The following is an 18,525-nucleotide window of genomic DNA, read 5'->3' as shown; positions in this document are numbered from 1 at the left end:
TTTCAGGACATCGTTCACCCCTGCCGCTGGGAATCGGCCTGCGGATGTCTCACGACAGCGTTCCAGTGATGTGTCGGGTCATCGTTCACCTGCATAACGTCATGGCGGGCACGCTGGGGTATGACTTACTCACGCAACCGCGCTGTGGTTCTGGCCATCGTTAACGGTGGAATGAGCGTTAAAGACGCAGCCGCACACTTTGATCTCAGCACCCGATGGGTCAAAACCCTCTGACAGCGCTTCCGCACCGGCGGACTCGAATGAACCATCCTGGGTTTCGTTCCGTTCTACTGATTGAAGGAGAATTGGATCATGCCAACTGTCTATACCCAGGAGTTCAAGCAGCGGGCGTTGCGTTTGATGGAGGATCATCTTCACCACACGCAGTGCTCGCAGTGGTCGGCCGCCCAGGAGGTGGGAACGAAACTTGGGATCTCACCGCATACGATGCGCGGGTGGCTGAAGCAGGCCAGACGTGATGCCGGCACTGAGCCGGGCGCGACAACGGATGAGCTTGAAGAGCTGCGCCGGTTGCGGCGTGAGAACCGTGAGCTGCGACGGGCGAACGAGATCCTCAAAACTGCCTCCGCGTTTTTTGCAGCCGAGCTCGACCGCCCCTCGCCGAAATGATCGCCTACATCGATATGTACCGTGATCAGTTCGGAGTCGAGCTCATCTGCCGCACACTTGCAGCACGCGAGGGTGGATTCATCACGTCGCGTGGCTATCGGGCCGCGAAGACCAGACCGGCCAGCGAACGCCAGATCCGGGATCGGGAATTGACCGTGGTGATCAAGGACCTGCATGCCCGCAACTACGGGGTCTACGGCGTTCGCAAAATGTGGCACGCGATGCGCCGAAGCGGCTGGAAGATCGGCCGTGACCAGGTCGCACGGCTGATGCGTCAGGCCGGAATCAGCGGCGTGGTTCGTGGCCGGAAACCGCGCACCACGGTACCCGGGCGCACACCGGATGAGCGCCCGGATCTGGTGATACGAGACTTCAAAGCACCGGCCCCGAACCGGCTGTGGGTCGCTGACATCACGTATGTGCGCACATCGTATGGCTTCGTGTACACCGCGTTCGTCATCGATGCGTACTCCCGCCGCATCGCCGGCTGGGCGACCAGATCATCGATGACGACGCACGCGCTGTCCTTAGAAGCGCTAGAGCACGCGCTGAACACCGCGACCACAGGCATTGCTGAACTGGTCCATCACTCCGATCGTGGATCGCAATACGTTGCCATTGCCTACACTGAACGCCTCATCACCGCAGGAATCACCCCATCAGTCGGAACAGTCGGCGATAGCTACGACAATGCCCTCGCCGAAACCGTCAACGGCCTGTACAAGGCCGAGCTGATCTACTCCCAGCCGGCCTGGAGCAGCCTGACCGATGTCGAGTTCGCAACCATGAACTGGGTCCACTGGTGGAACACCACCCGGCTGCACGAAGCACTGGGCTACAAGACACCAGCAGAAGTCGAAGCCCAATACGCCGAAAGCCTCAGCAACGATGAACTGTCTTTACCAACCATCTAGGAACGAAACCCAGGATGGTTCAGCTGCGCAACACCCACTGGCGAGTCCGATACGACCGCGTCGACGGCCACGGAAAAATCACCCTCCGCTACGCCGGCCGACTCAGACTCCTCGGCATAGGCCATGCCCACAACCGCCAACGAATCATCCTGTTCATCGACGGACCCGACGCCATCGCAATAAACAAAACAACCGGCGAAATCATCGCCGAGTACACCATCGACCCCAGCAAAAACTACCAACCCAAAAAGAAAAACCCACACACAAAAAAGGGGAACGATGACCCGACACACCACCAGCCTCACACACAAAAAGTCCCGGGACATCGAGTGAACGATGTCCCGGGACTTCACACAACGCGGAGGATAGGGGATTTGAACCCCTGAGGGCTATTAACCCAACACGCGTTCCAGGCGTGCGCACTAGGCCGCTATGCGAATCCTCCGCAAGACAGCATACAGAAGAATGTGCCGAAGGACGAATTGGCCGTAAACCGCAGATGAATACGGCTTGCGCTCCTAACGCTGTCGCGCTCCAAGAACGGCGACCCATCATCGACTCCGCCCCAACAACCGCATGAGGCCCCAGCCGCTCCCGCACACAGACTGCGCCCAGATCCGCTCAAACCCCGCGCCAGCTCAGCCGCAGGGCCCGGCGTTCGCTTTGTCGACCGGTCATGGCCTATACTCAATTCGGCCCTTCGCGTGGCAGCATCTTGTGAACTCCCCCAGGACCGGAAGGTAGCAAGGGTAAGCAAGCTCTACTGGGTGCGCGGAGGGCCCTTAACGTTTCCCGCTGCGGTCCATCACTTTTCTATAACTTCACCGCACCGCCCCGATCAGCACTTATAGCGAACGCGCGGCGCTTGTAACCCTTTTGCAATCAAGTTGCAATACCCCAACCAAAGCCGAACGGTACAATCGCGGGAGCCCAAAACCGTGCCTCTGGCAGCAGAGAAACACGGCCCGAACACTGCTTGAACAGCGCTCTAGAACCAGCCTTTCCGAAGGGATACCGCGTGAGATTTCGCATTCTGCCCGCGGCCGCAGCGGCAACGTCAGCTCTTCTGCTCATCAGCGGATGCGCGGTTGCTGACGGATCGAGCCCGATCGCCAAAAAAGACGTTCCCGAGCCCACCGTGGAAGTCACCGCAGACGCCCCTGGGAAAAAGCTCGCCCTCAAAGTCACGGACGGTTCATTCGAAGACGTTCGCCTTGTCGACAACGATGCCGAAGGCGCCCTCGTTGACCTCGGCGAACTCAAAGGCGACTCCGCCGAGTCAACCGACAAAGCCACCGACGATTCGACGGAAGAATCTGAATCCCCTGCGGAAAGCCCCACGCCGTCGGCTGAGTCAGCCGACGCATCAGGCGAGCCCTCGGAATCTGCCGGTGCAGAAGACGACTCCGACGCTCAGAAGACCGAGTGGGAATCGTCGTACCTGCTGGCAGGCAATTCTACTTACACGTGGACGGCCTCGGCCATTGACGCCAACGGCGAAGAGCACACGCTGACCGGCACTGTCGACACCGACAAACTCAAGCGCGCAGATATCAACGCCCGCACCGTCATCAGCGACAACCAGAAGGTCGGCGTCGGCGCGCCCATCATTGTGAACTTCGGAAGCATCGTGCCAGAGAAGTTCCGCGCAACTGTGGAAAGCCGTCTGGGTCTGACGTTCAAGGACTCTGACGGCAAAGACCGCGACGTGGAGGGCTCCTGGGCGTGGCTTCCTGATGTCGACGGGCTTTCGCGCATCCACTACCGCCCGCGTGAGTACTGGCCGGAACACACTGACGTCGACCTGCGGATGAACTTGAAGGACGTTCCCATGGGCGACAATCAGAAAGGCGCCAAGGACGTCGAACTGAAGTTCACCGTCGACCGCAATCAGGTGGTTGAGGGCAACACCAAGACTCACCGCATGGTGGTCAAGCGCGGCGGCAAGACCAAGTGGGATTTCCCCGCGTCCTTCGGCCGGTCGGGCGCACGCACTGAAACCCACAACGGCACGCACATTGTGATGTCCAAGCACGACTACTACGTCATGCGCAGCCAGCAGTGGGACTACGAAACTCCCACCAGGCACGCGGTGCGCATCCACAACAACGGCGAATTCATCCACGGTGCGCCCTGGTCGGTCGGTTCGCAGGGATCGGCAAATGTATCGCACGGCTGCGTCAACCTCGCACCGGGCAGCGCTCAGAAGTACTTCAACTCCGCACTCTACGGCGACCCGGTTGAAATCAAGGGTTCGAGCGTTTCGCTGAGCCCCTCCTCGGGCGATGTTGCAGACTGGACCTACAAATGGGACGACTGGACGGCACTCGCTGCCATTCCCGCTGACCAGCGGGAAGCCGCGGAAGAAGCCATGAAGGAAGACGCCTCAGCGGACTCACAGTCGGCTGATGCGACCGACTCCCCCGATGAGGAAGCCTCTGCTCCCAGCGAATCAGCTGGCGAAGAGAGCACCGACTGACCTTTTCTGTTCCACCACGCACGAGGCGGGGCCCACCATTTCAGGTGAGCCCCGCCTCGTGCGTGTGGTTCAGGACTGATCCATGAGCCGCGACCTGATGAGGAACCGCAGACCAGTGGGGCTTTCAATGCTGAAGCCACCGCCCCTGCCGGGCACTGCATCGACCAGCAAATAGGTGTGCTTCCAGTACTCGAACTGCTCCTTGGACATCCAGAAGCCGATCTCCGCAGATTCTGCGGGCACATCGGGAAGGGTGAACGTTCCCAACAGCACGTCCGAGTCACCGGTGAGGAACTCACCTTCCGGATAGCACATGGGTGCGGATCCGTCACAGCACCCACCGGACTGGTGGAACATCAGCTGTCCGTGCTGCTGAGTCAGCTGCTGCAGAAGCTGCACTGCGGCTGGGCTCAGCCCCACGCGCGAGCGCTGCTCACCTTCGATCTCCGGCCGTGCTTCCACTTGCGCGGTCACTGCGGTGCCGTCCTGGACGCCGGTGATGTCGTCAGCCATTGTCAGAAGAATCCCATGGGGTTTTCGTCGTAGCTGACCAGCAGGTTCTTGGTCTGCTGGTAATGGTCGAGCATCATGAGGTGGTTCTCACGGCCGATGCCGGACGACTTGTAGCCGCCGAACGCAGCGTGTGCCGGATAGTTGTGGTAGTTGTTCACCCACACGCGGCCAGCCTGAATGTCACGGCCCGCGCGGTAGGCGATGCCGCCGTTGCGCGACCACACGCCAGCCCCCAGGCCGTAGAGCGTGTTGTTGGCTTCCTTGATGACCGAGTCGTAGTCGGTGAACGAAGTCAGAGCGAGGACGGGGCCGAAGATCTCCTCCTGGAAGATCCGCATGCTGTTGTCGCCCTTGAATACGGTCGGCTGGACGTAGAAGCCGTCGGCAAGGTCACCGTCGAGGTGGTTCTGCTCACCGCCGATGAGCACTTCGGCGCCTTCGTCCTTGCCGATCTGCAGGTACGACTTGATCTTCTCAAGCTGATCGTTCGAAGCCTGGGCGCCGATCTGCGTGTCTGTGTCCAGCGGGTTGCCCTGCTTGGTGTTGCGGACGCGCTCAAGACCGAGTTCGACGAAGTCATCGAAGATGCTCTCCTGCACGAATGCTCGCGACGGGCAGGTGCAGACTTCGCCCTGGTTGAGGCTGAACATCGCGAAGCCCTCAGCGGCCTTCTGCCGGAAAGCGTCGTCAGTGTCCATGATGTCTTCGAAGAACACGTTGGGGCTCTTGCCGCCCAGTTCCAGGGTGATGGGAATGAGGTTCTGCGATGCGTACTGCATGATGAGCCGACCGGTGGTCGTTTCACCGGTGAACGCGATCTTTGCAATGCGCGGGTTCGACGCCAGCGGCTTGCCCGCTTCTACGCCGAAGCCGTTGACGATGTTGACCACGCCGTCCGGCAGCAGATCGCCGATCAGCTCGATGAGAACCATGATCGAGGCCGGTGTCTGTTCGGCTGGTTTGAGGACCACCGCGTTGCCGGCTGCGAGCGCAGGTGCGAGCTTCCATACGGCCATGAGCAGCGGGAAGTTCCACGGAATGATCTGTCCGACCACACCGAGTGGTTCGTGGAAGTGGTAGGCGACGGTGTTGTCGTCAATCTGCGACAGGCGACCTTCCTGAGCGCGGATTGCGCTGGCAAAGTAGCGGAAATGATCGATGGCCAGGGGGATGTCCGCGGTCAGCGGTTCGCGGATCGCCTTGCCGTTGTCCCATGTTTCGGCAACGGCGAGCATTTCGAGGTTTTCTTCCATCCGGTCGGCAATCCGCTGGAGGATGAGAGCGCGTTCAGCGGGGCTTGTTTTGCCCCATGCGGGTGCGGCCTTATGCGCGGCGTCGAGTGCCGCCTCGATGTCATCAGCGTCTGACTGCGCGACTTCGCAGAAGACTTTTCCGGTGACTGGGCTGGGGTTTTCGAAGTAGCGTCCGGCTTTCGGCGGCGTCCACTGCCCGCCAATCCAGTTGTCGTAGCGGGACTTGAAGGTCACCTTGCTGTCAGGTGTGTTGGGGGCTGCGTAAACCGTCACGATTCTCTCCTTTGAGACTTCAGGTGCAGTGCTGCAGGACGTCGGTGTCCTGCACCTAAACTACGCACCCGCCGGTGAACAGGCAAGCTGTTTCTGCACCCGGTTCTAACGCACGAGGTGGGGCTCACCAATGCAGGTGAGCCCCACCTCGTGCGTGTGGTTCAGCCGTTGAGCTGCTGGTAGATGTCTTTCGGCACCCGGCCAAGGGTGTAGAACTCTTGATTGGGGCGCATGCCCGAAACCGTGGCCATGCGGTTGGACAAGCCGAAGAACCCGGTGATTGCGGCGATGTCCCACACGTCTTCGGCATCGAAACCGTGTTCGGCCAGGCGCGTGAAGTCGTCGTCGCTGATGTCTGCGGGGTTCGTGCAGACCTTCATGGCGAAGTCGAGCATTGCCGTTTCGCGGGGTTCGAGGTCAGCGTGCTTGTAGTTGACGGCTACTTTGTCTGCAATGTCCGGGCTTTTCTTGAACAGACGCAGGAGTGCCCCGTGGGCAACCACGCAGTACAGGCACCCGTTGGCTGAGGATGTGGCCGTGACGATCATTTCGCGGTCGGCTTTGCTGAGGCTGCCGGTGTCTTTGTCCATGAGCGCGTCGTAGTAGGCGAAGAACGCTCGGAACTCAGCAGGTCGGCGGGCCAGCTTGATGAAGACATTGGGAATGAAGCCGGATTTTTCAGCTTCGTCTTCGATTCGCTGTCGGATGTCGTCGGGAAGGTCTGTCAGAACTGCATCTGGAAATCGCTCAGTCATGTGAGACAGGTTACTTCTTTGCGTCTTGGTGCGGAATGACCACTTTCCTGTAGATGATGAGCAGCGACGCAGCAACAGGGACTGAAGCGACCGCCCCGAGCACTCCGCCGAGGGTTGCACCGGCAATCGCGGCAATGATGACGATCGGCCCCGGAACATCGGTAACGGCCTTCATGATGCGCGGATTGAAGACATAGGCCTCAATCTGCATATACACCAGATAGTAGATCGCGGCGATAAGGGCCAGAGTCGGTGAGCTCATCAGGCACGACAGCACGATGACAATCGATGCCGAAATTGTGCCGACCAGTGGGATGAGCGAACCGAGAAAAGCGATGAACGCCAAAAGAGCGGGCAGCGGGGCGCCGATGATCGTAAGGAAAATCGCCGACAGCACGCCGTTCGTGACGGCGAGCGCCCCCTGACCCAGAATGTAGCGGCCGACAGAGCCGGTGATCTCCTCTGTGACGTCTTTGACGTCCTCGCGCTTGCGCGCGGGCATGAGCCGGTAGAAAGCAGATTTGATGCTGGGCAGCCCTGCCGCGAAGTAGAGGGTGAGGATGATGACGATGATGAGATTCGTGGTGAACGTCAGCACTCCCGCACCGATCGTCAGAACACCGCCGCCGACATTGGCCAGGTTGGCTGGGTCTGAGAACCAGACGCCGGCACTTTCAAGCCCCTCGTTGAGGTCGATGCCGAAAGGCAGGTTCTCTTCTAGCTTTCCAAACCAGGGCCTGCGAATGATGTCGTCGATGATGTGCGGAACATTGCCGATGAACTGCTGTACCTGCCGCACCACGGGCGGCACGACGATGAGCACAACACCGGCAACGGCTATGACCACGGCCAGCGATGTGATGGTGACAGCCCACCCGCGTTTGATCCCCCGTTTGGTCATAAAGCGGATGACCGGTTCAAGCCCCAGAGCTAGGAACAGTGCGCAGGCAATGCAGACTATGACTCCGGCGAGGTCGTCCACCAGGTGAAAGAGACCGTATGCCAGGCCCGCGCCGAGCATGCCGAGGAACCCTATGACAAAAGGATTCGCGTTCCGATCGTTGATCTTGATTGCGCTCACCCGTTCAGTCTAGAGCCCGGGCGGGCTGAGCTCAGGCCTTCTCGACCGCCAGGCCGAGGGCAATGAGCAGGCTTGCGCCCATGAATGCGCCGGTCATCGCCGCCGGTCAGCATGTTCTTGGCATGAACACCCGCGATCCTGGGATCGCAAGCATCGAAATCGTTGGCACCACGGCTAAGCTTGATCTTCAAACAGCCCCGCAACGATGGGTATAGAAGCTGTGAACGACTAGGTTCCTGAGCATTTCCGCAAAGTGCTGAAAGACTGACGGTTCGTCAGCATGAAGGTTTGGACGCGCCTACCTGGTCACTCGCAGATAGCCACAGTAAACCCACCCTCCATATACACAGCGAAGGCGGCTAGAGTGGATACAACGCGACATCCTGAAGGAGACGGATATGACGAACACAGCACAGGCAACAGCCCGTGGAATCCGTCGCGGAATCTATCTGAGCGCAACAGCAGACACCACACGCCTGAGGCAACTTCGCAAGCAGATCGCGCAGACGAACCACATCGCCACAGCATGGGCGCAGACGGGCCAGACAATGCGCTGGAGCATGGACCAGATCCGCAAAGCCCCCTCTACGAAGTAGCCCACTACCGCTCAGGCCCGTTTCCGCCAGCACAAGAACTAGCGGACTACGGGCAGGTAGATCCAACCTACCCTGACCGGATTCTGGGTATGTCAGAAATGGCTATGCGGGCGAGCATCAGCCACGAAACACGGCTGGTACACGCCGAGTCCACCTCGACGCTCATCTCATCGATCGCGGCACCCCTGGTTGCTCTAGCAAGTTTGGGCGTGACTCTGTGGTTAGGCATTTCAGGCAAAACCACTGCAGCATTGGCGACAAGCGTCCCGTTTCTTGGGCTGACTATTTCCCAGGTGGTCGTCACCTTTAGTTCACGACGATCGCAAGACTAACGCTGTCAACCACTTTGTTCCTGCCAAAAGCTGGCTTCCGCTTCTGTGATACCGCCAACGACCAACCGGCCGTCGCACACGGCACCCATCGCTCACGGCACCCGGCTCAGGCCTTTTTCGACTTCGCCAGGCCGACGGCAATCAGCAGGCTCGCACCCATGAACGCGCCGGTCATCGCAGCGACACCCCACCAACCGAAGTCCTGCCAAGCAACTGGCGTGAGGTTGCCTGCAACTGAAGACCCCATGTAGTAGAACAGCATGTACATGCTGGCGGACTGAGCGGGAAGACCGAGGCGGGCGGCACCTCGGGAGGGGACCCACGCAGATGCGATCGAGTGGGTGATGAAGAACCCCGAGGCGAGCACCAGCAGACCGAACACAATGACGACCAGAGGTGAGGCCGCAAGAATGCCCACCCCGACAAGAGCCGTCAGCGGGCCGAACACGATCACCGCCCGCATTGAGTAGCGGTTAGCCAGCCGGGCTGCGCGAGCACCGACAAAACCTGCCACCGGATAGGCCAAGTAGAGCAGTCCGACAACGGCAACCGACAGACCGTAGGGTGCAGCTTCAAGACGGAAGCCCAGAACATTGAAGGTTCCGACAAAGGCTCCCATGCCGAAGAACGCGAGCACGTACAGGCCCACGAGAACCGGATCCGTGAACACTCGGGCGAAGTCCCGCAGAAGCTGCCGCGGCTGTACGGGATGGGGAGCAAAGCCGCGCGACTGCGGCAACAGCAGCCACGCACCCACAGCACAGCCCGAGGCGGCAAGTGCCGACACGAGCAGAGCGAAATGTGCCGCGTCGAGCCCCAGCGGCGTGCCCAGATTCAGCCGTTCGTGCAGGCTGACCACACCAGACGTAATGAGGCGAGCGCTCAGACCGCCCAGGGTTGTGCCGAAGATGTAGACCCCCGTGGCGGCCGTTGCGTAATCGGGGTGGATTTCCTCTTTCAGATACACCGCGGCGGTGGCGGGCAGACCGGCCAGCAGAACACCCATGACAAAGCGCAGAACAAGGAAGGTCGGCCAGTCGGTGACAAACGCGCTCATCAGGCCCAGCGCGCTGGCGGACAGCAGCGAGAAGCGAATCAGCGCAACCCTGCCGATCCTTTCGGAAACGGGTGCTGCCGCAATGAGCCCTACAGCCAGCCCCGCTGTTGCCACGGAGACCGAAAGGGCCGACTGCGACGGGGAGATCCGCAGGTCCCGGGTGAAGTAGGGCAAAATAGCTTGCGTGTTGTAAAGCAGCACGAAGGTTGCAAGGCCCGCGACAAGCAGACCGATTTCGATCTTCTTCGTCTGGCGGTGCCCGCGCGGATATCCGTCTAAGCTGCTCACGAAGTTCACGATACTCAGCGCTTGGCTGACATCGGCGGCAGGTAGAGTTCGATGCCCGAGCCTGTTGGAGGAGAAGCACGTGCCCACCACCCCAGAACACACCGACAGCGGGGCTTCCGCTGATTCGCTGCTTGCCTGGATCACCCGCCCGGCATCGCTGACGCTGCCGGATTTCCACCTGTCCGCCGAGGAGCTCCGCAGCACACTCGCGGCTGTTCTCGCCCAGTTCCAGCAGGATCTCGAAGCGATTGTGGCTGACGAATCTCCGGCCGACTTCTACAACACGGTCGTCGCCTTGGAAAAGGCCACAGAACCGCTGCGCCGCCTGTCTGCTGTCGCCGGGGTTCTCCAAAGCTCGGCGCACACGGAGGACAACAGCGACGCTTTGGCGCAAATCGATGCGGAGCTGTCGTCGGCTTTTCTCAGCATTCGGCTCAATTCCGTCCTGTTCGACAGGCTTGAGGCTATTGGCGACAGTGCCCTTCTGCCGGAGGATCGTCGTCATCTGCAGCTCCTCCTGTCTGATTTCATTCGCGCGGGTGCCCGCTTGGACGATGACGGCAAGCAGCGTGTCGAAGCCGTGTCAGCGGAACTGACCCGTTTGGAGAATCGCTTTGCCAATACCGTCCTGGCGGAGACCAACGCTTCGGCTTTTGTGATTGAACGCGGCGGCCCGTACTCACCTGATGGGCTGACTGAGGCTCAGCTGGCCGCCGCCGCTTCTCAGGCCCGGGAGCGCGGTGTTGACGGCTGGGTTCTGCCGTTGGAGTCGACAACCGTGCAGCCGCCGGCTGAAGCGCTTACCCACCCGGAGACCCGTTCGGCGCTGTTTGCCGCATCTGCTGATCGCTGCAGTCGCGGCGGTGAGGGTGATACTCGCGGCCTTGTTGCCGACATCACGGCACTGCGTGCCGCTTTGGCCGGTGTGCTGGGCTACAGTTCGTTCAGCGAGTACGCGATTGAGCAGCAGCAGGCGGGCAGCCCGGAACAGGCGTCGAGTCTGCTCATTTCGCTTCTGGAGCCTGCTGATCAGCAGCTGCGGCGTGAACTGGAAACCATTGAACAGACTGCGCAGCCGCAGAGGCTTGCGGCTGAGGACATTCCTTTCTGGCTGCGTCGCGTGGGCTCTCAGCTGTACGGCATCGACCACAGCGAAATCAGCAAGTACTTTGAGTTCAGCCGGGTTCTGCACGACGGTGTTTTCTATGCCGCGAGCGTGTTGTACGGGCTGAGCTTTGAGAATGTCACCGACCGGTTCGCCGGTCGGCTGTGGGACGAAGCCGTCACGGTGTGGGAGATCTCCGAGGGCGGCAAGATCCTGGGGCTGGTCTGCATTGACCCCTACACGCGTCCCAGCAAGCGCGGCGGGGCATGGATGGCGGAGCTTGTGACAGGTGCGCGTCTGACGGGAGAACAGCCCATCATCACCATGACCATGAACGTGCCCCGCCCCGCTCCGGACGAACCTGCCCTGCTGAGCTTGGATGACGTCAACACCCTGTTTCACGAGTTCGGCCACGTGTGGCACGGACTGTTTGCCGATTCCACCTATCCCAGCCGGGCTGGCACCTCGGTCCCTCGGGACTATGTTGAGTTCCCGTCGCAGCTGAACGAAATGTGGATGCTCCACCCGGATGTTCTGCCGAACTACGCCCGTCACATCACAACGGGCGAGCCGATGCCGGAAGGCCTGGTCGAACAGATCAAGCAGGCGCAGAAGTTCGGGCAGGGCTTCGGCACGGTCGAATACCTGGCGGCGGCTCTGCTTGACCTGTCGTGGCACGGCCTGGAACCGGGCGAACAGGTTGAAGCTGTTCTCGAATTCGAGTCGGAGGTGCTCTCGGCCGCTGGGTTTTCGCCCTCTGTGCAGCCGCGCTACCGTTCGCCGTACTTCATGCACGCGTTCAGCTTCGGCTATGCGGCCGGCTACTACTCCTACCTGTGGTCGGAGCAGCTGGCCGCCTACGCTTCTGAATGGTTTGACCGGCAGGGCGGTCTGACGGCCGCTTCGGGGCAGGCTTTCCGCCGCGCGGTGCTGGCTCCGGGCTTCTCTGTCGACCCGGAGCAGGCCATCACCCAGTTCTTCGGGGAACAGCCCACCGTCGATCCTCTGCTGCGCCGCCGCGGCCTGCCAACACGGGCCAAGACCCAGGCCGAGGCGCCAACTGACTCCCCTGCCCACGTTCCTGCGCCCGCGGGCTCCCCTACCGAGGCTCCACCTCCGACCGACGTCCGCCCAGAAGCACCTCGGGAGGTCTGAAGAGTGCACGAACGCAATCAGCGAGTCCAGGCGGACCTCGACAAAGCCGGGATCACCGGTGAGATCACAATCTTCACCGAGCACCTGCCAACGGCCGCCGATGCGGCTGCTCACCTGGGCATTGAGACAGGTGCGATTGCCAACAGCCTCATCTTCCGGCTTGACGGTGAACCGGTGCTCATCATGACGTCCGGTGCGCACCGGGTGGACACGGGCTTTGTCGAAGAGCAGACCGGCGGGAAGATCAGCCGGGCCAACGCGGACGTGGTGAAGGAGGCCACCGGCCAGGTGATCGGCGGGGTTGCCCCAGCTGGGCACACCAAGCCGATTCGCACCTTTATCGACCGCGCACTCGGGGCGTACCCGACGCTGTGGGCTGCCGCGGGCACCGCGGATTCGATGTTCCCGCTGACCTATCCGGAGCTGCTGCGCCTGACCGGCGGAGAGGAAATCGACGTTGAACGCTGAAACCACCCCGGAGTCCCGCGAACCCCGCCTGGCTTCCACACCGTCCGCCCAGACGGCGGGTGCCCGACTGGTTGCCTTTGCGTCCTCCCGGGGGCGCTACTATGCCGTTGTTCTGGCGTTCTTCTGCGTGGCGCTGCTCGTGTCGAACATTTCGGCCACGAAGGTCATCGCGTTCTTCCCCATGGGCGACAGCCCGGACAGCTACTGGATTGTGGCTGACGGCGGAGCTTTTCTGTTCCCGTTCGTGTACATCATGGGCGACGTCATTTCCGAGGTGTATGGATTCGCGGCCGCCCGCAAAGCCGTCATCATGGGCTTCATTACCCAGCTGGGGGCTTCGCTTGTCTTTCTGCTGGTCATCGTCGCCCCGCCGGGGCCCGGCTATGACGGCCAGGAGGCTTTTGAAGCCGTTCTGGGCTTCTATCCGCGGATTGTTGCCGCGTCTCTGGCCGGCTACTGCGTGGGCCAGATGCTCAACGCCTTTGTGCTTGTGCGCATTAAGCGCCGCATGGGCGAGCGCGCCCTGTGGGTGCGCCTGCTGGGTTCGACGGGTGTGGGCGAAGCGGCTGACACCGTCATCTTCTGCACTGTTGCCTTTGCCGGGGTGATTCCCGGTGGTGAGTTCTTCAAGTACGTTCTGTTCGGCTTTGCCTACAAGGTCGCTGTTGAAGTGCTGTTCCTGCCTGTCACGCAGGTGGTCATCCGCTGGTTCAAGAAGCGCGAGGGCACATATTCTGTTGAAACCGATGCCGAGCGCATGGCCGAAGGCGCCCGAGTGTGACCGCTTCATTCCGCCTGGATTCGCCGGGCTCACCGAAATCGCCGAGCCTGTCGCCGTGGGGTCGGGCGCTCGGGGCCGCTGCTGGCTTTGCCGCTGGAGCGGCTGCCGGTTGGCTGTCCAGCTCCGCCTGGATGAACGGGGTGCAGGCCCGCACCCGCCGCAGGTGGTGGCAGCACTTTCACGAGGCGGAGCTCGCTTTCTTCCCCGACGGCTCAATTGGTCCGGTGTCAGGCTGGGGTGGTGAGGTTCGTCCCCTCAGAGTCAATGTTCTGGGTGATTCCGCTGCTGCGGGAGTGGGTGCTTCGAGCGCGGACCGAGGCTATGTGGGCATTGTTCTCAGGCGTTTGGCCGCTGACGCCGGCGTCCCCGTTGTGGTGTGCAATGTCGCCCAGCCCGGTGACTCCTCGTGGCTTCTGATGGAGCAGCAGCTGCCGGAACTCAAGGCGGGGCGCATGTTTGCTCATGCGGATGTCACGATGTGCGTCATCGGCGGCAATGACATCGCCGACCGCACGTTTACAGCTGAGGGCTTCGCCTGGACTGCTGAGCGTCTGTATCCGGCTCTGCCTGGAGGGACTGTCGTATCAACCGTGCCGAGTTTCGGTTTGAGCTTCTATGAGCGCAAGTGCCGGGCAGCCAATGAGCTCATTCGCCGTCTGGCGGCCGAAAACGATCTTGAGCTTGCCGAACTGCACGCCGCAACTGCTTCGCTGTGGTCGCGCAGCACCCTTGGGATTCCGCGTCAGTTCTTCACAATGGAATCTGATGTGTTTCATCCCAACGACCACGGGTACACCGTGTGGGCAGAAGCCGTGTGGCCAGCCGTCAGGCGCGCCTGGCTGCGGGACTATTTGCCGTAGAAGCGGCCCAGGGTTTCTTCTTCGTATTCGTCGAAGGTGCCCTCAGCGATTGCTTCGCGCATTTTCTCCACCAGCCGCACCGTGTAGTGCTCATTGTGGATGGTGCACAGGGTGGAGAACAGCATCTCCTTGGCCTTGAACAGGTGGCGAAGGTATGCGCGCGAATAGTTTTGGCACGTGTAGCACTCGCAGCCGGGCTCAATGGGGTCCCAGTTGCGCTGTGAGGCGGCGTTGTTGACGTTGTACCGGCCGTAGGCGGTGTAGACGGCCCCGTTGCGGGCGACACGCGAAGGCTGAACGCAGTCGAACGTATCTGCTCCGGCACGCACGGCGGTGAACATGTCGTTCGGTTCGGAGATTCCCAGCAGGTGGCGGGGGCGGCCTTCGGGAAGTTCGTCATTGCACCAGCCGACGATCGTGCCGAGGTTCTCCTTTTCCAGCGCCCCGCCGATTCCGTAGCCGTCGAAGTCCATAGCACCCAAGTCGCGGCAGGCTTTGCGCCGCAGATCTTCGTACTGCGCACCCTGAATGACGCCGAAGAGCGCCTGGTAGGGCTTGCCGCCCGGCAGTCCCGCAAAGCCGGGGGTGCTGCGCTGTACGGTGAGCTTCTTGTGCTCTTCAATGCAGCGGATTGCCCACAGGCGTGTCCGCTCTAGGGACTCTTCCTGGTAGGCGCGTGAGTTCATGAGGGTGGTCAGCTCGTCAAAGGCGAACATGATGTCCGCCCCCAGCTGGTGTTGGACCCGCATCGAGATTTCGGGAGTGAAGCGGTGCAGGGAACCGTCCAGGTGAGATTTGAAGTTCACCCCGTCGTCGTCGACAAAGCTCAGCCGCTCTTTGCCTTCGGCTATCGCTCCGTCGTCGAGCCCGGCGTTGTCAGCAGCCGCCTCCATCGAGATGACCTTTTTGAATCCCGAGCCCAGACTCATCACCTGAAAACCGCCGGAGTCGGTGAAGGTCGGCCCGTGCCAGTTCATGAACGCGGCCAGTCCCCCGGCTTCGTCCACCAGGTCCGCCCCCGGCTGCAGGTACAGGTGGTAGGCATTGGCCAGCAGGGCCTGTGCCCCGAGGTCCCGCATTTCCTCGGGCCGCACGGCCTTTACGGTGGCTTTTGTGCCCACCGGGATGAAGGCGGGCGTCTGGATGTTCCCGTGCGGGGTGCGGATCACTCCGGTGCGGCCGTGCACGCTCCCCTGCCCCAGAGAATAGGGACTGCGGGTGCGCGATCCGGGGTCGAGGCGGGACTCGATTGTGAAACCGAAGCCCGCTTCGGGGCGGTCAGGGCTCACTGCGGGTTCTGGGGGAGCAGGTTCTTCAGGGTGCGTGGGCATGGTTCAGGTTTCGCCGAGGAACTCCAGCATCTTGCCCGGGTTCATGATGTTCTGCGGGTCAAGGGCCTTTTTGATTGCCATGTGCATTGCCCGGCTGCCCTCATCGAGTTCGCGGCGCAGCCAGGGGGCCTTGAGTGAGCCCACTCCGTGTTCGCCCGTGATGGTTCCTCCGCAGTCAATGCCTGCCTGCATGATTTCGCCGAAAGCCTCTTCGGCCAGGCGAACCTGCTGGTCATCAAGGGCGTTGAACGTGACGGTCGGGTGCAGATTGCCGTCACCGGCGTGAGCACAGCAGGAGAAGATGAGCTGCGGGTACTTTTCGGCAATAGCATCGAGCCTGGCGAAGATGTCGGGCAGCCGCCCGCGCGGAACGCAGACATCGTCAACCAATTCACCGCCGCCGAGTTCGTGCGCAACCTTCTGCGTGGCGGGCGAAACCGCACGCCGGGCGGCAACCAGCAGTTCGGAATCAGCCGGGTCGTCTGAATAGAAGACGTCATCTGCGCCGACGGCTTTTGCCACCGCCGTGAACCGTTCGAGTTCGGCGGCTGCCGCTTCGGTCGAACCGTCGCCATCAGCCTGGACCAGCAGGATCGCACCGGCGCCATCCGGCAGACCGAAATCGCCGTAGGCGTTGACGAACTCGATGACCTGCCTGTCCATGTACTCCATGAACGAAGGCCGACCTCCGGCGCCCATATAGTCCGTGACAGCGCCTGCCGCAGTGACAGAGCTTGGGAAAATCGCCACCGCGGTCAGCGGAGCCGGAAGTTTCGGCACCAGTTCGAGCGTCACCTCGACAACCACCCCGAGAGTGCCTTCGGCGCCGATGATGAGCGAGTGCAGGTTGTAGCCGGCCACGCCCTTCCGTGTGGGTCGGCCGACAGTGGTGAGTGTTCCGTCGGGCAGCACCACTTTGAGGCTGCGCACGTAGTCGGCGGTCACGCCGTACTTCACACAGCACATACCGCCGGCGTTGGTCGACACATTGCCGCCGATCGACGAGATCGCCACCGAGCCCGGGTCGGGTGGGTAGGACATGTCAAAGCTGTCGAGGTGCCTCTTGAGGTCGCCGTTGATGATGCCGGGCTCAACGGTGCAGGTCTGTTCGACAGTATTGACGTCCAGCACGCGGTTCATCCGCTCAAGGCTGAGCAGAATGCAGCCGTCGACGGCGTTTGCGGCTCCTGCCAGGCCGGTTCGCGCTCCCTGCGGCACGATCGGCACGCCGTGTTCGTGGGCGAAGCGGACCGTGGTCTGCACGTCTTCAACTGTCTGGGCGAGCACGAGCGCCAAGGGCTTGCCCGCATCGCTGAACTGCGCATGATCGCAGCTGTAGGTCTGCAGGACGTCAGGGTCGTCCGTGAAAGCGCGGCCCAGTGTTTCTTTCAGACCGGCGAGATCGGCGGTGCTCATAGCAGGCGGCTTCACTTGCCCAGAAATTCGCGAGTGACGGCGATGAAGCGCTCCATGGCTTCGTCCGGGCCGATGCTCACGCGGATGCCGGTGTGCAGATTGCGCACTGCCAGTCCGTTGGCCATGCACACCTTTTCGAAGTCTGCGGAACGTTCGCCCAGCGGCAGCCACACGTAGTTGGCGTCCGAAGTCGGCACCTCGATGCCCAGTGCCCGCAGCTCTTCTGTCAGTTTGTCGCGCGCGGCGGCGATTTCCTTGGCCCGCACATCGACTTCGGACGATGCGCGCAGGGATGCGAGCGCTGCTGCCTGGCCTATGCTCTGCACCGAAAACGGGGCAATCGACTTGCGCATTTCGAGGATGACGTCCGGGTGGGCGATTCCGTAGCCCACGCGCAGACCGGCAAGACCGTGGGCCTTGGAGAATGTGCGCATGATGATGAGGTTGGGGTAGTCGCCAAGTGCGGCGACGGCGTCGACGGTGTCTTCTGAGGTGATGAACTCCAGGTACGCCTGGTCGAGAACCACCAGCAGGTCCGCTGGTACGCGGTCCATGAACGCACGGAATTCGGCTTCCCCGATTGCCGGTCCGGTGGGGTTGTTCGGACTGCACAGCACGACCAGCGTCGTGTCGTCGTCAATTGCGTCCAGCAGCGCATCGAAGTCGTGGCGACCGTCTGCCGTCAGCGGGATCTGGCGGTTCTCCGCCCCGCTCATAACGCCCACCTGGCGGTACATTTCAAACGACGGCCACGGGTAGACGATGTTCGCACCGGGGCCGGCCGTAATGGCAAAGGCGGCCGACAGGATTTCCGAACCACCTGCCCCGAACACAATGTTCTCGGGTGCAACACCCAGGAAGTCGGCCATGGCGTCGGTCAGTTCGAAAACGCCCGGGTCAGGGTAGATATTGGGATTTTCAGATGCTTTCGCAATGGCTTCGCGCACCTGCGGCAGCGGCTCCATGTGGTGCTCGTTGGCTGACAGTTTGTACGCTGTCATGCCTTCGATCGGGGCGGCGGGTTTGCCGGGAACATATGCCGCGGCATCGCGCACGGCAGGGCGCAGGCGGTACTGAAAAGTCATGGGCTCATCGTACCGCCGCCCCAGGCTCACCCGGGCGGCACCTCGGGCCACAGCCCGGTGCCAAAGACAGCCGAGCCGAACCCGAGAACCAGCGCGGCACCTCGGCCTTTCACCCTGTGGGGTTAAGTAAAGAAAAGTGTGTCCGCATGCCAC

16 protein-coding genes, 1 tRNA gene and 1 other RNA gene are annotated in these 18,525 nt (G+C 61.7%); 9 read left to right on the top strand and 9 right to left on the bottom strand.

The window, feature by feature from the left end; genetic code table 11:
* Nucleotides 1-312: 312 nt before the first annotated feature.
* Both HMPREF2757_RS02530 and HMPREF2757_RS11340 read left to right on the top strand, forming a co-directional pair.
* A protein-coding gene (locus HMPREF2757_RS02530; protein WP_141750140.1) for an IS3 family transposase occupies nt 313-1,544 on the top strand; the annotation gives its coding sequence in 2 pieces (ribosomal slippage) (nt 313-604 and nt 604-1,544; 1,233 coding nt in all).
* 14 nt (nt 1,545-1,558) lie between these two features.
* Nucleotides 1,559-1,930 carry a hypothetical protein gene (locus HMPREF2757_RS11340; protein WP_141750139.1) on the top strand — a complete coding sequence of 124 codons (372 nt, stop codon included), beginning with the start codon at nt 1,559-1,561 and terminating at the stop codon, nt 1,928-1,930.
* On the opposite strand, the gene HMPREF2757_RS02520 is transcribed toward HMPREF2757_RS11340, so the two are convergent.
* Nucleotides 1,904-1,989 (bottom strand) — tRNA-Ser (locus HMPREF2757_RS02520). The genes HMPREF2757_RS11340 and HMPREF2757_RS02520 overlap by 27 nt on opposite strands.
* 246 nt (nt 1,990-2,235) lie before the next feature.
* On the opposite strand from HMPREF2757_RS02520, the gene ffs reads away from it, so the two are divergent.
* Nucleotides 2,236-2,331: signal recognition particle sRNA small type (gene ffs / locus HMPREF2757_RS02515), an RNA gene on the top strand.
* Between the two features lie 231 nt (nt 2,332-2,562).
* Nucleotides 2,563-4,023 (top strand): L,D-transpeptidase, encoded by a 1,461-nt coding sequence (locus tag HMPREF2757_RS02510; RefSeq protein WP_070573080.1) that lies wholly within the window; start codon nt 2,563-2,565, stop codon nt 4,021-4,023.
* 69 nt (nt 4,024-4,092) lie between these two features.
* Here HMPREF2757_RS02510 and HMPREF2757_RS02505 read toward each other — a convergent pair whose 3' ends face one another.
* The 4 genes from HMPREF2757_RS02505 to HMPREF2757_RS02490 all read right to left on the bottom strand — a co-directional run bounded on the left by HMPREF2757_RS02505 (nt 4,093) and on the right by HMPREF2757_RS02490 (nt 7,898).
* Complete coding sequence (locus tag HMPREF2757_RS02505) at nt 4,093-4,536, bottom strand: DUF779 domain-containing protein (RefSeq protein WP_070573078.1); 444 nt, start codon at nt 4,534-4,536, stop codon at nt 4,093-4,095.
* 2 nt (nt 4,537-4,538) lie between these two features.
* Nucleotides 4,539-6,062 (bottom strand): acetaldehyde dehydrogenase ExaC, encoded by a 1,524-nt coding sequence (locus tag HMPREF2757_RS02500; RefSeq protein WP_070573076.1) that lies wholly within the window; start codon nt 6,060-6,062, stop codon nt 4,539-4,541.
* Between the two features lie 161 nt (nt 6,063-6,223).
* Entirely contained in the window at nt 6,224-6,817 is a 594-nt protein-coding gene (locus tag HMPREF2757_RS02495; protein ID WP_070573075.1) for a peroxidase-related enzyme, read from the bottom strand.
* Between the two features lie 10 nt (nt 6,818-6,827).
* Nucleotides 6,828-7,898, bottom strand: coding sequence for an AI-2E family transporter (locus tag HMPREF2757_RS02490; protein WP_083304051.1), 1,071 nt, complete (start codon nt 7,896-7,898; stop codon nt 6,828-6,830).
* Nucleotides 7,899-8,296: 398 nt separating this feature from the next.
* Between HMPREF2757_RS02490 and HMPREF2757_RS11840 the strand changes: the two genes are divergently transcribed.
* Nucleotides 8,297-8,494, top strand: a complete 198-nt coding sequence (locus HMPREF2757_RS11840) for a hypothetical protein (protein ID WP_070573074.1) — start codon at nt 8,297-8,299, stop codon at nt 8,492-8,494.
* A 438-nt stretch (nt 8,495-8,932) separates the two neighbouring features.
* On the opposite strand, the gene HMPREF2757_RS02480 is transcribed toward HMPREF2757_RS11840, so the two are convergent.
* Nucleotides 8,933-10,171, bottom strand: coding sequence for an MFS transporter (locus tag HMPREF2757_RS02480; RefSeq protein ID WP_070573072.1), 1,239 nt, complete (start codon nt 10,169-10,171; stop codon nt 8,933-8,935).
* A gap of 79 nt (nt 10,172-10,250) precedes the next feature.
* On the opposite strand from HMPREF2757_RS02480, the gene HMPREF2757_RS02475 reads away from it, so the two are divergent.
* Genes HMPREF2757_RS02475 through HMPREF2757_RS02460 form a run of 4 tightly spaced genes read left to right on the top strand, consistent with a single transcriptional unit; the run spans nt 10,251 to nt 14,540 of the window.
* On the top strand, nt 10,251-12,431 hold the full coding sequence (locus tag HMPREF2757_RS02475; RefSeq protein WP_070573071.1) for a M3 family metallopeptidase: 2,181 nt from the start codon (nt 10,251-10,253) through the stop codon (nt 12,429-12,431).
* 3 nt (nt 12,432-12,434) lie between these two features.
* Complete coding sequence (locus HMPREF2757_RS02470) at nt 12,435-12,899, top strand: YbaK/EbsC family protein (protein ID WP_070573069.1); 465 nt, start codon at nt 12,435-12,437, stop codon at nt 12,897-12,899.
* Nucleotides 12,889-13,680, top strand: a complete 792-nt coding sequence (locus HMPREF2757_RS02465; protein ID WP_256278249.1) for a queuosine precursor transporter — start codon at nt 12,889-12,891, stop codon at nt 13,678-13,680. The genes HMPREF2757_RS02470 and HMPREF2757_RS02465 overlap by 11 nt, the downstream gene beginning before the upstream one ends.
* Nucleotides 13,677-14,540, top strand: a complete 864-nt coding sequence (locus HMPREF2757_RS02460) for an SGNH/GDSL hydrolase family protein (protein ID WP_070573067.1) — start codon at nt 13,677-13,679, stop codon at nt 14,538-14,540. The genes HMPREF2757_RS02465 and HMPREF2757_RS02460 overlap by 4 nt, the downstream gene beginning before the upstream one ends.
* Here the strand turns inward: HMPREF2757_RS02460 and tgt are convergent.
* Genes tgt through hisC form a run of 3 tightly spaced genes read right to left on the bottom strand, consistent with a single transcriptional unit; the run spans nt 14,528 to nt 18,372 of the window.
* Nucleotides 14,528-15,871, bottom strand: coding sequence for a tRNA guanosine(34) transglycosylase Tgt (gene tgt, locus HMPREF2757_RS02455; protein ID WP_083304050.1), 1,344 nt, complete (start codon nt 15,869-15,871; stop codon nt 14,528-14,530). The genes HMPREF2757_RS02460 and tgt overlap by 13 nt on opposite strands.
* Nucleotides 15,872-15,874: 3 nt before the next feature.
* Entirely contained in the window at nt 15,875-17,287 is a 1,413-nt protein-coding gene (locus HMPREF2757_RS02450; protein WP_070573063.1) for an FAD-binding oxidoreductase, read from the bottom strand.
* A gap of 11 nt (nt 17,288-17,298) precedes the next feature.
* Nucleotides 17,299-18,372 carry a histidinol-phosphate transaminase gene (gene hisC, locus HMPREF2757_RS02445; RefSeq protein ID WP_070573061.1) on the bottom strand — a complete coding sequence of 358 codons (1,074 nt, stop codon included), beginning with the start codon at nt 18,370-18,372 and terminating at the stop codon, nt 17,299-17,301.
* Between the last annotated feature and the right edge of the window lie 153 nt (nt 18,373-18,525).

This window comes from Brevibacterium sp. HMSC063G07, assembly GCF_001810665.1.
In the GTDB taxonomy this organism is placed as follows: domain Bacteria; phylum Actinomycetota; class Actinomycetes; order Actinomycetales; family Brevibacteriaceae; genus Brevibacterium.
This window is presented reverse-complemented; position numbering and strand designations above follow the sequence as displayed.